Origin of the sequence: Rhizobium aureum (genome assembly GCF_030182495.1) — a bacterium.
Lineage (GTDB): Bacteria > Pseudomonadota > Alphaproteobacteria > Rhizobiales > Rhizobiaceae > Rhizobium > Rhizobium tropici_C.
In genome coordinates this window covers 47903-63755 of record NZ_JAQJCI010000014.1, presented here as the reverse complement: position 1 = coordinate 63755, position 15853 = coordinate 47903, and the positions used below count along the sequence as shown (strand labels likewise).

The window sequence follows — 15853 nt, the reverse complement described above, 5'->3', positions numbered from 1 at the left end:
TAAAGCGCGCACGCGCTTGATGTTCTTGCGCGCGGCGTGAACCGCTTCGTGCAGACCTTGGGGCCTATCCGTCAGAACAGCTATCGCTTTGCCGAGTTGATGCGCGGCGGCTTTGTGCACCTCGCCATCAAGAGCCCGGTCAGGCCGTACGCGATAGCTCATCGTACTCCTGTTCGAACTGGGTCGCGAGAGCCTGATTGGAGTAGCGGTATTCGCCGGTCACTTCGCGGCCGATCCAGTCCGGCAGTTCCGGATCATCGCTTTCGTCTTCCATCTCCACTTCGGCGATCACAAGACCGCGATGGGCGCCGCGAAAGACATCCACCTCCCAGACAAATCCCTTGAAGGGCACCTTGTGGCGGGTCTTCTCGATGACGAGGCCGACCGCCGTTCCCAGAAGCTCCTCGGCCTCATCGACGGGGATCTCGTACTCGAATTCATCCCTCGTCATCGCCTTGCCGATCTTGATCGTCAAAGTCGCCGTGGTTTCGTTCGTCAGCCTTATCCGCACGGAGCGGTCGTTCATGGAGGCAATATATCCTTGTCGCAGGATCAGCTTCTCCGAAGCGTAATCACGCCAATGATCGCCGCGCACCAGAAACTTTCGCTCGATCTCTTTTGCCATGCGTTTAACATGCTCCACTGGCACAGACCGCGGCAGACTATAGTATGTCACGACGAATTCCTACCCGTCCTGTCCAAAGCATGCTTTTGTCTCGACAAGCATTCTCGGGGAGGTTATTCGAGAGCCGGTTTCAATCGTTTTAAAGGAGCGCACCGACCATGGGCGAGAAAACCGAAAAGCTTCTTTCCATTCTGAAACTGCAGCCCGTCGTTCCGGTGCTGATCGTCGATGATGCGAAATCGGCCGTGCCGCTCGCACGGGCGCTCGTTGCCGGCGGTCTGAAGGCCATCGAGATCACGCTGCGCACGGCCGGCGCGCTCGATGCCATCCGTGCGGTCGCCGAAGAGGTGGAAGGGGCCGAAGTCGGCGCCGGTACGATCCTCAATGTCAGCCAGTGGGATGCGGCCGTCGAAGCCGGTTCCAAGTTCATCGTCAGCCCCGGCACGACCCAGGAACTGCTGGACGCTGCGCGCTCCTCGCATGTGCCGCTGCTGCCGGGTGCCGCGACCGCAAGCGAAGTCATGGCGCTGCGGGAGGAGGGCTATACGGTGCTCAAGTTCTTCCCGGCCGAGCAGGCCGGCGGCGCCTCCTATCTCAAGGCCTTGTCCTCGCCGCTCGCAGGCACGGTCTTCTGCCCGACCGGCGGCATTTCGCTGAAGAATGCCCATGATTATCTGTCGCTGCCGAACGTCATCTGCGTCGGCGGCTCCTGGGTGGCACCGAAGGAACTGGTTGCATCAGGCGACTGGGCCGGCATCACCAAGCTTGCCGCCGAGGCTGCCACGCTCAAGGGCTGAGACGATCGCTTCCGTTCAATTGTAAAGGCGCGCAGCCTTCTGCGCGCCTTTTTAGATTCTATGGATTGGTATTTGCGGTTGCGCTTCCTATCTCCCTCTCACCATCACAAGGACGGAGGACCATCCATATGATCGACGCCCGCAAGCTTCTTGACCAATTCCTGGGATCACAGGTTCCGGGAGTGCAGGGGACCGTGAAGGACAGGGCAACCCAGGCCATCAATCTCGCCAGGGATAATCCGATGGCGACGAGCGCGATCGCCGGCGTGCTGCTGGGGACGAAGACCGGACGCCAGGTTGCCGGCAATGCGCTGGCGCTCGGCGGCCTCGCCGCCATCGCCGGACTTGGCTATCAAGCCTACAAGAATTACCGCGATGGCAATCAGCCGCAGCCGGCACCCCAATCGACCCAGCAGGCCGAGCCGCAGTTCCTGCCGCCGCCGTCAGATTCCGGCTTCAGCACAGCGCCTGCCATCGCCAGCAATGATTTTACGCTTTCGCTGGTGCGGGCGATGATCGCGGCCGCCCGTGCCGATGGCCATATCGACGATGCGGAGCGTCAGCGCATTCTCGGCAAGGTGCACGAGGCCGGTGTCGGGTCGGAGGCGGAAGCCTTCTTCCAGCGCGAGCTTGCCAATCCCGTCGATCTTGACGCGATCGTCGCCTCGGCGAAGACCGAAGAGCAGCGGGTACAGGTCTATACCGCGTCGCGGCTCGCGATTGAGCCGGATTCTCGGGCCGAGCGCGGCTATCTCGATCTGCTGGCCGGCAGGCTCGGTTTGGCCGACGCCTTGGTCGACCATATCGAGGCGACGGTCGCTGGTGCCAAAGTCCCACTCTGATAGATAGCGCTGGTTGCCTTTCGGCGGCGGCTGGCCTAAGCCTTCGCCGAAACATTTCATGGCGTGCTGGGGATCGGCGATTGACGGACAAGAAAAGCGACACCCGCTCGGCGGCGATCGCCGCCGGCATTATTTTGGTGGCGGCGACGGTCGCGCTTTACCTGATGCCGAATGTCATCGTCTGGCTCGGCTCGATTTCGCCATGGCTCGGCACGAGCTTCGGCGTATTGGTCATCCTGGCCTTCTTCCTGGTGTTCTGGCTGAGAGCCCGGTACCAGCGGCGCAATGGGCCGTAAGCTCTAGCGTAAGGCTTTCCCGAATCCTCCGAAATCGCTCAGTTCTGCAGTGAGGCGCCGAGCAGAATGACGCCCGTGCAGATGACCAGCAGCGCACCGAGAATTTCGATACCATTGCCCACCCAGGCCGAAAGCCTCGAGCCCTTGCCCGTGAAACGGACGGCGGTGCCTTTTGCGAAGACGGCGATCATGGCAAGCAGCGAGACGGTCAGCGCCGTGCCGATGGACATGGCCAGCACGGACAGAAGCCCGCCGAGATAGAGCCCGTTCAGCATCGAAAAGGTCATGACCAGCAGGGCGCCAGAGCACGGTCGCAGTCCAACGGCGATGATGGCCGACCAGGCTTCGCGGACACTGAATTTTTCATTCGACAGCATCTTCGGATCGGGAAGATGGGCGTGGCCGCAGGTCTCGCAATAAGCGCCATCGCCGGCCGCATGGGCGGGATCGTAGCATTGATAGCCGCCGGCAGTGGACATGACGGCGCCGCTGCGCGCAAAACCTCTCGTCGAATCCGTGCCCGTCGCGGCCCCCTCGAACAGCGAAACACTGATTGGCCCCGCCGATGTCGCGAGCTGCATTTCCTGACGCTGCGCCCGGCTCTGCATCATTGCCCGCAGCTTGCGGAACAAGAGCCAGCTGCCGAACAGGATGACCATGACGAAGCTGGTGATCTCCATGGCGTTGGTCGCCATCGTCATGGTGATGCCGGAACCACGCAGGACGAAATAGGCGGCGCCGACGACAAGGACGGCAACGAGGCCCTGAATGAGCGCGGAAACGAACGAGATGCCGATGCCGCGCTTCAGCTCGATCTCGTTGGCGACCATGTAGGAGGAGATGACAGCCTTGCCGTGGCCCGGACCGGCGGCATGGAAGATACCATAGGCGAAGGAAAGGCCGATCAGCGTCCAGAGTTGCCAGGGATCCTGGCGCATGGCCTCGATGGATCTGGTAAGCGCGCGATAGAAGGCTTGCTGTTCGTAGTTCACATAGAGGAAGATCGGGGCAAGCGGGCCGCCAATCGGCTGGAAGCTCGGCTCCGCCGTGCCGATGCCGAGCGGAGAGCCTGCGGCATGCGCCAGACCGGCGGCCGCCAAAAGGGCGAGTACCGCGGCCGGAGCGAGCTTCCTCAGTCTCGAAGTCAGCATTCGACGTCTATCCGCGTTGCGAAGAGTTTCGACATGGTCGTTCCCGTCGGATCGTTGAAGAAGGCATCCGTCAATGTCGATCTGTTTTCGGCGATAACCTCGTCCGGATTGGGGCGAACGACCTTCTGCGTACAGCTTTTGAAGGCATCGCCCTCCGTCACCAGTTCATTGTCGCTCGGGAAATCGACTGAGGTGTAGAGCGTCGGATCGTAGATGCCGAAGCTCAGCTTGTTGCCCTTGGCAAGCGGCATCGGCTCGGAAGGCTTGACGGCGAAGAACATCAGGAGCTGGCCATCGCGATAATCGACATTGATGACGTCAGGCTTGTTCACCTTGATCACTTTACCGTTCAGCGTCAGGTTCGTGTAATAGTCGTAGTCGGCAAGCGACTCGCGCACCGTCTTGCCAACCTCCTTCAGCTCGTCCGGGTCGAGCTTCAGATTGGTGTTCTTGTCGAAATCCATCAGCACCGAGGAAGAGAATACTTCATCGAACCGCCAGACGTTGCGCAGTTCCTGCACATTGCCATCCGCGCCGGCCAGCACTTCCAGGCGGGCTTCCACGAAAATATGCGGATGCGCCGATGCTGCGGCGGGCACGAGCAGCAGGCCGCCGGTCAGGGCAACAGCGTAGGCGGTCGTGGATTTTCTCATGCGTCCGATAGGTTTCGCGAGCATTGATTCACTTCGTTTTCTGGTCAGGAAATGAGACGGAATTGGGACCGGGCGGCCAAGCTCGGGCGTTCAGCCGTTCTTGCGGAACCAGTTGTGCAGATAGTCCACAAAGATGCGCACCTTGGCCGGCAGATAGCGCCGGTGCGGATAGACGGCATAGATGCCGCGATCGGTCGGAAGATAGTCGTTGAACAATGTCAGCAATTGCCCGCTTTCGATCGCCTGGCGGCCGATGAAATCCGGGACGATGGCGATGCCGAGATCGGCAAGAGCTGCGCGCAACGTCGCATGCGGGCTGTTGACTTCGAGCGTGCCGTTGATGGCGACGTTGAAAGTGGTGCTGTCGGCATCGACGAAGCGGATATTGCCTTGTGAGCGGGTGTTGGTATCGATGATGAAAGGCACGCGGGCAAGATCGCTCGGATGCTCCAGCGTCGGATAGCGCTCGAGGAACGCCGGGGTTGCGCAGAGATGGATGCGGAAGTCCGAGATCTTGCGGGCGATCATGCCGGAATCCTCGAGCTTGGTGATGCGCACGGCGACATCGAAGCCTTCCTCGATCAGATCGACAAAACGGTCGTCGGCAGAGATTTCCAGCGCGAGATCGGGATTTTCCTTGGCAAAGTCGATCAGCGATTGCCCGACATCGGCGTCGACGAAGGTGCGCGGCACGGAGACGCGCAGCCGGCCTTTAAGCTGCTGGTTGTTCTCGCGCACGAGGTCGGCAAGGTTGTCGATCTCCTTCAGGATATCGGAGGCGGTCCGATAATAGGTATGGCCGGCTTCCGTCATGGAGAATTGACGCGTGGTGCGGTTCAAGAGCAGCGCGCCGAGTTCGTCCTCCAGCTCGCGGACATATTTCGACAAGAGCGCCTTGGAGCGGCCGGTCTTGCGCGCAGCCGCTGAAAATCCTTCGGCTTCGACCACGTCGATGAAGGCGCGAATCCGGGTCAAAGTGTCCATGGTGAAGCCTCCCGCTAACTGTTTCCGGATGTTGAACAAAATGCTTCGATTTGTTCAATTATTTTTTTCGGGCATGGAAGAAAAATTTTCTTGATTATGTCGGCGAATATTCCTATTTCGGGGTCAGCCCAAAGTCGCACGTGCCCGTGGGTGTCCGCCGATCCTCGATGTGGTGAGAAAATCGGTAAGGTACCTGGAATTAACCCCTCCAGTCGCTATTCCGGCCAACCGGAAAATGCGAGGACATCTGAAGCAACGACGGTGCGGGCCTTTTTGTTCTCTCCCGGCTTTCCATCAGCCGGGGTTACTGAAGAGGCACACCTTCATTGCCGGAAGTGCGGTTGGGATCTTCCCTCCAATCCATGGCAGACAAAGCGAATTAGCGCCGCTTGCGGCACTCGTTCATCATCCGCGCTTCGCGCATTTGCACGGTACCGGGGTCTCCACCGGCTGGTTCCTGAGCGAATGAGCGTCGCCCTTTGTCCTCTGGGTCTTCCCCGGAGCCTTTGGAATTGAAAGGGAATTGACATGACCACGCAACGTATTCGCGATTTCCTCGCTGCCCGACGTCCGGACGGTCCTTGCCTGGTGGTCGATCTCGATGTCGTCCGCGACAATTTTCACGCCTTCCGTCATGCCATGCCGGACAGCGCCATCTATTATGCCGTCAAGGCCAATCCGGCTCCGGAAGTGCTGCGCCTGCTCGCCAGCCTCGGCTCCAACTTCGATTGCGCGTCCGTCGCCGAAATCGAAATGGCGCTCGATGCCGGTGCGACCGCTGAGCGTATCTCCTACGGCAACACCATCAAGAAGGAGCGCGATATCGCCCGTGCGCATGCACTCGGTATCAACCTCTTCGCCGTCGACAGCCACGAGGAAGTCGAAAAGATCTCGCGTGCGGCCCCCGGCGCCCGCGTGTTCTGCCGCGTCCTGACCGATGGCGAAGGTGCGGAATGGCCGCTGTCGCGCAAGTTCGGTTGCGTCCCGCAGATGGCCGTCGACGTTCTCGTCTACGCCCACCAGCTCGGTCTGGAATCCTACGGCGTGTCTTTCCACGTCGGCTCGCAGATGACCAAAGTCGATGCCTGGGACAATGCTCTTGCCGATGCCAAGCGCGTTTTCGTCTCGCTCGCCAAGCAGGGCATCCACCTGCAGATGGTCAACATGGGCGGCGGTTTCCCGACCAAATACCTGCGCGACGTTCCCTCGGCCGAAGCCTATGGCAAGGCGATCTTTGCGTCTCTGCGTGCCCATTTCGGCAACCAGATCCCGCACACGATCATCGAACCGGGCCGCGGCATGGTCGGCAATGCCGGCGTGATCAAGGCTGAAGTCGTTCTGATCTCCAAGAAGTCGGACAATGACGCCGCTCGCTGGGTCTTCCTTGACATCGGCAAGTTCGGCGGTCTCGCCGAAACCATGGACGAGGCGATCCGTTACCCGATCCGCACGACGCGCGACGGCGACGAGATGGAACCTTGCGTCATCGCCGGTCCGACCTGCGATTCGGCCGACGTGCTCTATGAGAAGAACCTCTATCCGCTGCCGGTGTCGCTCACCATTGGCGACGAGGTCCTGATTGAAGGCACCGGCGCCTACACCACGACCTACTCGGCTGTGTCGTTCAACGGCTTCGACCCGTTGAAGGCTTACATCATCTGAGGTCCGGCAGGGATCTGAAGTTCGACAAAGCTGCCCCCGTAGCCAGCCGGGGCGGCACCCTCACAATAGTTTGTCACCACCGCTGATAACGGTATTGGGCACGGGAGGCCGAGATGGCCGCTGTTCTTGATTCTGTCCGCGCATTCTTTGCGCCGTCCACATTCACTCTCGACCTGGAAAACGCAGGCGATGTCGTTGCGCGCGAAAACCTGCTGGATCGCGCCATGGGTCCCGACCGCCGCAAGAAGTCGTCGGAAAAGCTGCGTCAGGGCCGCGTTCCGGCCGAAGGCCTGGCACTGGTCGCGCGCGATCGCGGCGACCATGTCATCGGCACGGTTCGTCTCTGGAACATCGAAGCCGGCGTCGATCGCGAGACGCGCCCGGTCGATGGGTTGCTGCTCGGCCCGCTGGCGATCGATCCCGCCTATGAAGGCAAAGGCATCGGTTCGGCGCTGATGCGCGCTGCCATCCTGGAGGCCAAGAAGCGCGGCCACGGCGCGATCCTGCTGGTCGGCGATGCGCCTTATTACGAGCGTTTCGGCTTCTTCGCCGCAAAGACGCGGCATCTCGTCATGCCCGGTCCGTTCCAGCGCGAGCGCTTCCTGGCTCTCGAACTCAAAGACGGTTGGCTCGACAGTGCCGCCGGCATGGTCGTTGCCAGCGGCCGCAAGCTTGCCCAGCCGCCGATAGCAAAGGCTGCGTAAAGCGCCCGAAGAGTCCTGGAATATCAAAAGCCTCCGCCTGTCCAGGTGGAGGCTTTTTTATTTAGCGGCCTTCATGCCCTCCTTCGCCGGGTCGTATCCGTCCGTCAGCGTTTTCAGGAAGGCGACGACATCGGCGATCTCGGCGTCGTTGAGCGCTGGGGCATCGCCGGGCTTGCGGTTCATCGGCGCGTCGATGACATCGATATTGGCCCGATACTGCGCTGGCAGGTCATCATATTTCAGGACCTTGCCGCTCGCATCCTTCGGATAGATTTCCCCCGGATTGGTGTCGCGCTTGACATAGAAGCGGGTGACATCCTCGAGGTTCCGATAGACGCCATTGTGGAAGAAGACATGTCGGGTGGCGACGTTGCGCAGCGTCGGCGTCTTGAACAGGCCGCAATTCTGCTGCTGGGCGGAATAGGCGTCGTTGCGCAGCGGGCCGCAAATACCGGTGTCGTAGTAATGGGCATCGGCATTGGCCGGAATGGCCGGATTGCGCGGTGCGCCGAGCGCCTCGAACTCGAAATCGGTGAAGTTGGGCATCTGCCCGTCGCCGGTCATCTTGTCGAGATGGCAGGAGGCGCAGTTGCCCTTGTTCGCATCGTCGAACAGCTTCAATCCCCGCGCTTCCGCATCCGTCAGCACTGACTTGCCGCGCAGGTAATAATCATACTTGCTCGTATAGGGATGGAAGGAGTTTTCCTCGATCTGATAGCGGGCAAGTGCGAAGCCTACCTCTGAAATGGTCATATCCTGATCGTTGAGGACATTGTCGCCGAAGAGCGCCGAAATATCCTTGCCGTAACCCTTCTTGAGCTTGGCATAGACGATGGCGGCATCGGCATTCGCCATTTCGAAGGGTGAGATCATCGGCTGCAGGGCCTGTTCCTCCAGTGAATCCACTCGCCCATCCCAGAACATGCCGCCCTGCGGCACGAGGTTTGCTGCGGCTGCCGCATCGGCCTTGACGACGGCCTCTGCCGCCAGCGGGCCGGTGACGGCCGCGGGGGCATTGGCGAGAGCCACGCCCGATGCTTCGGCCATCGGCGAGGCTTCCGCGGCCTCGTCGGCAGCGCTCTCCTCGCCTATCGAGAAGGATGGCGTCGACATCTTGTAGGCGAGGCTGGGCACCGCGCGGACGCCCGGCTGATCGAGATGCGGGCCACCGAGCTGGACGGCGAGGCCATTGGCCGGCGCATAGTGGTTGGCCGGGTCATGGCAGGTGGCGCAAGACATCTGGCCGCCACCGGACAGCGACGGATCGAAGAACAGCTTCTTGCCGAGCTGCGCCACCGCGCTCAGTGGCGCCTGTTCATCATAGCCATCGGTTGCCGAAGCACTGGCGGCCGGTTCGCTTGCCATGCCGACAGCCGCACCCGCAAGCGATAGGCCCGCGAGTGCGAGGAGCGGCAGGAGACGGTGGCTGATCTGAACGGGCATTCCGTCTCCCCTTTGGTTTTACGATGCCTGGTTGCCGGTCTTTGGATCGAGGATCAGCTTCGGCGCGTCACCCTTGGACCAGTCGAACATGGTGTTCAGCGAGCCCGAGAGCACATCGAAGGAGCCGCCGCCGAGGCGGGCGCCGGCCATCCAGTTGTCCTCGATGAAGCGCATGACGGAGGTCTGGTCCGTCAGCGTGTGATCGACGAAGTTGACCTTGGCGTAGGGTGAAATCACAAGCAGCGGCTGGCGCGTGCCGTAGCCGCAGCGTCCCTGCGCCGGCTGGCCATTGACGCCGGGGAGGGCGGTGCCGGTGGAGCAGCTGTCGCCACTCAGCACGTCATAGCCTTTGACCGGGATTTTCGACGGATTGACGACCGCATGGGCATGATCATACCAGCCATCGGAATCGTCGTAGAGGATAATGATGGCGGTGTCCTTCCAATCCGGCGAATTCTGCACGGTGTTGACTACCTCAGTTACGAATTCCTGTTCGTCGAGCGGATCGGAATAGCCGGCATGGCCGTCCTGATAGGCAGGTGCCTTCAGGAAGCTGACCGTCGGCATGTTGCCGTTCTTCAGCGCCGCATAGAAGTCGGTCATGTCGTACTGGTGGTTTGCCGCATCGGTCGTCCCGATCGCCGCCACCGAAGAGGGGCGCGCATGCGTCGGGTTGGCGGTCGAGGCATAATATTGGAACGGCTGGTGATGCGGAATGTAGTCGGCGTAGTTGACCTTGGTGATGGTCGACGTGGTCGCGCGCTTGCAACCTGTCGTGCCGTCCGGGTTGGTCAGCGACAGGTCGAAGCCACCCTCGAAGAAGCCCCAGGTGATCTTGTGATCGTTCAGCATGTCGCCGATGTTCTTGCCGTACATCAGCGCCGTCTGGCCGACCGAGCAGACGTCGCCGGTCGGGTCGAAATCGCTGATCGCGGTCCAGCCGCCATTGCCGTCAGGCACGATGCGGCCCTTGGAATAGGTGCCGTCGCTTTCCAGTGTGTAGCCGGGCGGCAGGATGGCGCCGTTGGTCTGGCCGGAAATCAGGTTCAGCGCGCCAGGGGTCGAGGGGCCGAAATTGGTGGAGAAGGAATTGTCGTTCAGCGCGTAATGCTGGGCATAATTCCAAAAGGCCGTGACGGTGTTGCCGTCATAATAGCCCATGACCTGCCCTTTGGTGCCGAAGGCACCGGCGGCACCCTTGGTGCCACGGCCGGTATTGGCTGGGAAAAGGTCCATAGCGAAGTTGTTGTAGGCGGCCTGTTCGGCGGTATAGCCGTGGTTCTGTGACTGGGTCGCCGCCTGCGTACGATCGAGCCGGAAGGGCGCCGCCGCATCGGCGCCGTTTGCCGTGTTGGTCTTGTTCGGGTTGTTGTCGAGAAGACCGGCATTGGCGAGCGTGTTGATATCGGTTGGCGTGTTGTCTGCCGCCTTGAATGCCGGTTCGCCATCGACATTCGCTGCCTTGGGATAGGTCGCGAAATAATGGTCGAAGGAGACGTTTTCCTGGAAGATCACGACAAGATGCTTGATGGGCGTCGCGGTATTCGGTGCCGGGCTTAGGTCAGTGGCACCGGCGGCGGAACAGAGCAAAACAAGGGTAAGCGCGCTGCCGGCGATAAGCGCGGCGCCACGTGAAAGACTGATCATCGTCATATCCTCTTCGAGTGGGGGCATTGCTCCGGCGCATTTGCGCCACGCCGGGCATAGAGAACCCTTTCGAGCTATCAATGGAGCATGACAGTTCCATGAAGGGTGACGGGCAGGCGATTCAGCCGTTGATATCGCATCTTCGGCAAGCACTTGATTCTGCTGTGCTGGATGCGGAACGGTACGAGTCGCCTGTCTGGAGCGTTTACGGTGCTACCTTATGTCACGGACTGCCTGCGGTTGTTTCCTCACCCGCTCTCGTGCTTCGAGACGGCCCTTCGGGCCTCCTCAGCACGAGGGCCGATTTGCGCGCCTCGCCACGGAACTTGCTTCACCTCATGGTGAGGTGCAGCGCCGTTAAGCGCGGCGAAAACGACGATGCCTTGAACCAGGAGGTGGCCACAGTCCCAGCTGAAATCAGATATTCTGATCCATCGTCTCAGCCGGGATCTCGTCGGCGCGATGGATGCGCACGACCACGGCAGGCACGCCTGCGACGGTGCAGTGCGGCGGCACGGGTTTGACCACGACGCTGCCCGCGGCAACCTTGCTGAAGGCGCCAACTTCGATATTGCCGAGGATCTTGGCGCCGGCGCCGATCATCACGCCGTGACGGATCTTCGGGTGACGGTCGCCGCTCTCCTTGCCGGTGCCGCCGAGCGTGACGTTCTGCAGGATGGAAACCTCATCCTCTATCACGGCAGTTTCGCCGATGACGATGCCGGAGCCATGGTCGAGCATGATCGAGGTGCCGATCTTCGCGGCCGGATGGATATCCGGGCCAAAGACGAGCGAGACGAGATTGGAGAGCCAGCTCGCAATTTCCTTGCGGCCTTCCGTCCAGAGCGCATGGGCGATGCGGTGCGTCTGCAGGGCATGAAAACCCTTCAAGTTCAGAAGAGCATGCAGGTAGGTTGTGCAGGCGGGGTCGCGGGTTCGCACCGCGACAAGATCCGCTTCCGTTGCTTGCAGGATGGCGGGATATCGCCTCAGTACGTCGGATAGCAGAGAAAGCATGTCGCCGTGCTCGATCCTGACGACGCAAAGCCTAGCGGCCAATACGTTGGCAAGGCTTTCGGCCTCGGAGTTTCCGGCAAGCAATTGCGCCTGCAGCAGCGGCGCAAGCGTCGGCTCGCGCGCCGCCAGTTCGGCGGCTTCGCAACGGATCACATCCCAGACGTTTTCGGCTGGTTTAGGCGCATTTCCGGCGATTGCCGTTCCTGACTGGGGCATGATCCTGTCTCTCTGCTTAGAGCAGTTCAGCGATCCACGGTATCCATGAACTGCTCTGTCTCATTGTTTTCACGCAATTCCGGACGGAAAACCGCTGCGCACTTTTCCTTGAATTGCCTTAACCGGAGATGTCGACGACGCCGCAGTCGCCGGCTTCGGAGGCGAAGGCGAGCAGCTTGCCGGATTTGCTCCAGCTCATCGACGTAATGGCACCCTTGCCGGGCCGTCGCAAGAGCGCTTCCTTGGCGTCGCCGATGCGCACCGCAAGGATCATGCCATCGATAAAGCCGATGGCGAGGATATCCTCGACGGGGTGGAACTTCACCGAAGTCGCCATGATGTTGGCGCGGGTGCCGAGCTCCAACGGCGCCTTGCCCATCGGACCATCCTTGCCCTGGAAGGGCCAGACGATCGCCGCCGGTGCGCCGGAGGAGGCCAGCCATTTCCCCTTGTTGGACCAGGAGAGCGACTTCACCTTGGCGGGATAGCCGGTCATGCGCATGTGCCTGGCTTCGGCACCCGGCTTCGCATCCATCTTCCAGCCGTGCAGCGCATTTTCCTGCATGGTCGTGACGATGAACTGGCCATCCGGCGAGAAGGTGACGCTGGTATGGGCGCCCTTCCATTCCAGATTGACCGGCTGGGCGCTCATGCCGACCCAATGCAGCGATACGCCGTTGTAGCGGGCAACCGCAATGCGCAGGCCCTTCGGAGCGAAAGCGATGCCTTCGACGGTACGTTCTTCCGGAAACTCTTTCGTCGTCCCGTCGGAGAGCTGTACGAAGGTGCTCTTGCCATAGGAATAGGCGACAGCGCCCTGCGGGCCGGCTGCAAGCTGGCTGATCCACTTGCGCGGCGCTTCGGCGAGCACCGCCATGCTGCCGTCGGCTGCGATCCGCAGAACCTTGCCATCCTCGCCGCCGGAGATCAGGCTCTCGCTATGAGGATCGCGGATGCAGGTCAGCATCCCCTGATGGGCTTCGGTAACCTTCTCACCGCCTTCGAGGCGGTGGATCGCGCCGGCGGCGCTGGCGAAAAAGGGGGTATCACCTAAAAATTCGACGGCCAGAACGTGGCCGTCGATATCAAGCGGAGCAACAGTCGGCATCAGGCAGACGCCTCGCACGCCTTGAAGCTGGCTTCCAGTTTTTCGCGGTCAAGCTCGCGGCCGATGAAGACGAGACGGCTCTCATGCTTTTCGCCGTCCTTCCAGGGACGCTGGTGGTCGCCTTCGATGATCATGTGCACACCCTGAACGACATAGCGTTCCGGATCGTCCTTGAAGGCGATGATGCCCTTGAGGCGCAGGATGTTCGGGCCTTGTGTCTGCGTGACCTTCTGGATCCACGGGAAGAAGCGCTCGGCATTCATCTCGCCGCCGCGCAGCGAAACCGACTGCACGGTGACGTCATGGATCGGGGAAGGAGCATGGTGGTGATGATGGTCGTGATCATGGTGGTGATGATCGTGGTCGTGATCATGATGGTGGTGGTGATCATGATCATGATCGCAATCCGGGCCGCAGACATGATCCTCATGGCCGTGCTCGAGGAAATGCGGGTCGTTCTCGAGCGCACGTTCCAGGTTGAAGGCGCCCTGGTTCAGCACGCGAGCGAGCTCGACGCCGGATCGGGTCGTCTTGTAGACGCGGGCAGCCGGGTTGATCGCGTGGACGATGTCCTCGATCTGGGCAAGCTCTTCCGGCGTTACGAGATCGGACTTGTTGATGACGACGACGTCGGCGAAGGCGATCTGGTCTTCGGCTTCGCGGCTGTCCTTCAGGCGCAGCGGCAGGTGCTTGGCGTCGACGAGCGCGACGACGGCGTCGAGTTCGGTCTTGGCGCGGACATCGTCATCCATGAAGAAGGTCTGGGCGACCGGAACCGGATCGGCAAGGCCCGTCGTTTCGACGATGATGCCGTCAAAGCGGCCGGGACGGCGCATCAGGCCTTCGACGACGCGGATGAGATCGCCGCGAACGGTGCAGCAGACGCAGCCATTGTTCATTTCGTAGATTTCTTCGTCCGACTCGACGATGAGGTCGTTGTCGATGCCGATCTCGCCGAATTCGTTGACGATGACGGCGTATTTCTTGCCGTGATTTTCAGACAGGATGCGGTTCAGCAGCGTCGTCTTGCCGGCGCCGAGATAGCCGGTGAGAACGGTAACGGGAACGGGCTTTTGCGTGGCTGTTTCGGTCATGGGAGCCTCGAAATATGGAAGGTTGCCCCGGAGAGCAGATATTGGTCGGGTTCCATATAAGGAGTTGAGGACGTCAGTTCAAAGGCTTTTGTATGTTATAAGATCACATTGCATTGCGCAGGAATGGAGCAGGCGTCGATTCATGATGCCGATCAAGTCAGCGTCGTCGCATCGAATGCGTCGACATCCTCGAACAGCTCGACGAGACCTTGCACCGCGTGCGCGATCAGCCGCTCGCCCTTGGCCGCCGTTGCGACGCCTGCATTGCCGGCAACGCCTTGCGTGCTGAGATCAGACATCTTCCAGCCGAAGGCATGCGGGCCGTAGGCGCGCAGATGCTTGAAGCCCTTGATGAACTCCGATTGTCGCGACGGGAAGTTCGCCGCCTTCGACATGTCCACTTTCTCCGGATGCAGCGCCAGCATGACCGATGTCTCGATATCACCGCCGTGAATGTCGATGGCTTTGTCATCCGGCGCGATCAGCCCGTCCGGTACGCCGAAGCGGGTCCAGCTGGTGGCGACCGCCAGCATGCCGAAGCGCACACGCGCCTCCGCCGCGACGATGGTCATCAGCGGCGAGTTGCCGCCATGGGCATTCAGCATGACGAATTTGCGGATGCCGAGCCCGCTCAACCGCTCGGCGATACCAAGCCAGCGCCCGATAGCCTCGTCGAAGGTCAGCGTCTTCGTGCCGGCGACATCCATATGCTCGATCGAGTAGCCGACGGCCTCGACGGAAAGGAAGGTAACCGGCAGTTTGGCCGGCAAAGCAACCTTGAGACGTGAAACGATTCCCTCGGCAATGAGCGTATCGGTTTCGAACGGCAGATGCGGTCCGTGTTGCTCATAGGCGCCAAGTGGCAGCACGGCGATCCATTTTGATCGCTCCTGCGGCGTCAGTGTTTCATCATTGTCATCGAAACATGGCAAAGGATACGCCATCTGAGGATGTGCCTCTTGTTTATGTCAGTAACCTGCGCAATGTCATAGCGTGATGACTTAGCGGCGAAAAGGTCAATGGAATCACGATGGGCAAGAAGAACAAGGTCGGGAAGAAAAGTAAGTCAGGTAAAAAGAAGGATCACCGGGACTACACGCTTGCCGATCTGTCGCCGGCATTGACACAGGCAGCGCGGGCCATGCGCACGGTGATGACACGCAGCCTGACAGCGAGTGGTCTTTATGCCGGGCAGGATGGGGTCATTCTGGCGCTGGCGGCAAATGACGGGCTGCCCGCTGGTACGCTGGCCCAGAAGCTCGGCGTCAAGGCTCCGACCATGACGAGGACGATCGGCCGCATGGAGGCGCAAGGCTTCGTCGAACGGCGGCCGGATGCCGAGGATGCGCGGCTGACGAAGGTCTATCTCACCGAGACGGGCCGCAATAGCGTCAGCGAGATCGAAAGTTCCGCCGCGACCTGCGATGAACTGGCTACCCGCGGATTCTCCGAAAAGGAAATCCGCTCGCTCGTGCGTCTGCTCAAGACGATCGAGAGCAACCTTCAGGCCGGCGACGACGAAGAAGACGACGAGGAATTCTGAGAATCCTCGCGAATTCGTGTTGCACGATGTGATTAAAGCTTTTAATTAAAGATTTTAAATTCCGGAATCGT

16 protein-coding genes are annotated in these 15853 nt (G+C 60.7%); 6 read left to right on the top strand and 10 right to left on the bottom strand.

The window, feature by feature from the left end; translation table 11 throughout:
* Positions 1–139: 139 nt before the first annotated feature.
* Entirely contained in the window at positions 140–625 is a 486-nt protein-coding gene (locus tag PH552_RS25125) for a CYTH domain-containing protein (protein ID WP_113250041.1), read from the bottom strand.
* Between the two features lie 158 nt (positions 626–783).
* Here PH552_RS25125 and PH552_RS25120 point away from each other — a divergent pair, with 158 nt between their 5' ends.
* From PH552_RS25120 to PH552_RS25110, 3 genes are all read left to right on the top strand, one after another.
* Entirely contained in the window at positions 784–1422 is a 639-nt protein-coding gene (locus PH552_RS25120; protein WP_183764782.1) for a 2-dehydro-3-deoxy-phosphogluconate aldolase, read from the top strand.
* Between the two features lie 128 nt (positions 1423–1550).
* On the top strand, positions 1551–2264 hold the full coding sequence (locus PH552_RS25115) for a tellurite resistance TerB family protein (RefSeq protein WP_112343262.1): 714 nt from the start codon (positions 1551–1553) through the stop codon (positions 2262–2264).
* 80 nt (positions 2265–2344) lie between these two features.
* A complete protein-coding gene (locus PH552_RS25110) occupies positions 2345–2560 on the top strand; it encodes a hypothetical protein (protein ID WP_112343263.1) in 216 nt (71 codons plus the stop codon).
* A 38-nt stretch (positions 2561–2598) separates the two neighbouring features.
* On the opposite strand, the gene PH552_RS25105 is transcribed toward PH552_RS25110, so the two are convergent.
* The 3 genes from PH552_RS25105 to PH552_RS25095 all read right to left on the bottom strand — a co-directional run bounded on the left by PH552_RS25105 (position 2599) and on the right by PH552_RS25095 (position 5348).
* Complete coding sequence (locus PH552_RS25105; RefSeq protein ID WP_183764785.1) at positions 2599–3711, bottom strand: nickel/cobalt transporter; 1113 nt, start codon at positions 3709–3711, stop codon at positions 2599–2601.
* On the bottom strand, positions 3705–4364 hold the full coding sequence (locus PH552_RS25100; RefSeq protein ID WP_169645759.1) for a DUF1007 family protein: 660 nt from the start codon (positions 4362–4364) through the stop codon (positions 3705–3707). The genes PH552_RS25105 and PH552_RS25100 overlap by 7 nt, the downstream gene beginning before the upstream one ends.
* Before the next feature lie 90 nt (positions 4365–4454).
* The gene (locus PH552_RS25095; protein ID WP_112343266.1) at positions 4455–5348 is read right to left on the bottom strand and encodes a LysR family transcriptional regulator; all 894 of its coding nucleotides are present in this window, start codon (positions 5346–5348) and stop codon (positions 4455–4457) included.
* Positions 5349–5876: 528 nt separating this feature from the next.
* On the opposite strand from PH552_RS25095, the gene odc2 reads away from it, so the two are divergent.
* Positions 5877–7010: an ornithine/lysine decarboxylase gene (gene odc2 / locus PH552_RS25090; RefSeq protein WP_183764788.1), complete on the top strand. Its 1134-nt coding sequence runs from the start codon at positions 5877–5879 to the stop codon at positions 7008–7010.
* A 113-nt stretch (positions 7011–7123) separates the two neighbouring features.
* Positions 7124–7714 (top strand): GNAT family N-acetyltransferase, encoded by a 591-nt coding sequence (locus PH552_RS25085; protein WP_183764791.1) that lies wholly within the window; start codon positions 7124–7126, stop codon positions 7712–7714.
* A gap of 57 nt (positions 7715–7771) precedes the next feature.
* Here the strand turns inward: PH552_RS25085 and PH552_RS25080 are convergent, their stop codons facing one another.
* From PH552_RS25080 to PH552_RS25055, 6 genes are all read right to left on the bottom strand, one after another.
* Positions 7772–9157 (bottom strand): cytochrome-c peroxidase, encoded by a 1386-nt coding sequence (locus tag PH552_RS25080; protein ID WP_183764795.1) that lies wholly within the window; start codon positions 9155–9157, stop codon positions 7772–7774.
* Positions 9158–9175: 18 nt separating this feature from the next.
* Complete coding sequence (locus PH552_RS25075; protein ID WP_183764798.1) at positions 9176–10804, bottom strand: phospholipase C; 1629 nt, start codon at positions 10802–10804, stop codon at positions 9176–9178.
* A 417-nt stretch (positions 10805–11221) separates the two neighbouring features.
* Entirely contained in the window at positions 11222–12037 is an 816-nt protein-coding gene (cysE, locus tag PH552_RS25070; protein ID WP_183764801.1) for a serine O-acetyltransferase, read from the bottom strand.
* Between the two features lie 118 nt (positions 12038–12155).
* Complete coding sequence (locus tag PH552_RS25065; RefSeq protein WP_112343272.1) at positions 12156–13145, bottom strand: WD40 repeat domain-containing protein; 990 nt, start codon at positions 13143–13145, stop codon at positions 12156–12158.
* Positions 13145–14239 (bottom strand): CobW family GTP-binding protein, encoded by a 1095-nt coding sequence (locus tag PH552_RS25060; RefSeq protein ID WP_183764804.1) that lies wholly within the window; start codon positions 14237–14239, stop codon positions 13145–13147. Before PH552_RS25060 ends, PH552_RS25065 begins: the two co-directional genes overlap by 1 nt.
* A 152-nt stretch (positions 14240–14391) precedes the next feature.
* Positions 14392–15183, bottom strand: coding sequence for a creatininase family protein (locus PH552_RS25055; protein ID WP_183764808.1), 792 nt, complete (start codon positions 15181–15183; stop codon positions 14392–14394).
* An 86-nt stretch (positions 15184–15269) separates the two neighbouring features.
* Here PH552_RS25055 and PH552_RS25050 point away from each other — a divergent pair, with 86 nt between their 5' ends.
* Complete coding sequence (locus PH552_RS25050) at positions 15270–15782, top strand: MarR family winged helix-turn-helix transcriptional regulator (RefSeq protein ID WP_112343275.1); 513 nt, start codon at positions 15270–15272, stop codon at positions 15780–15782.
* Positions 15783–15853: the final 71 nt, after the last annotated feature.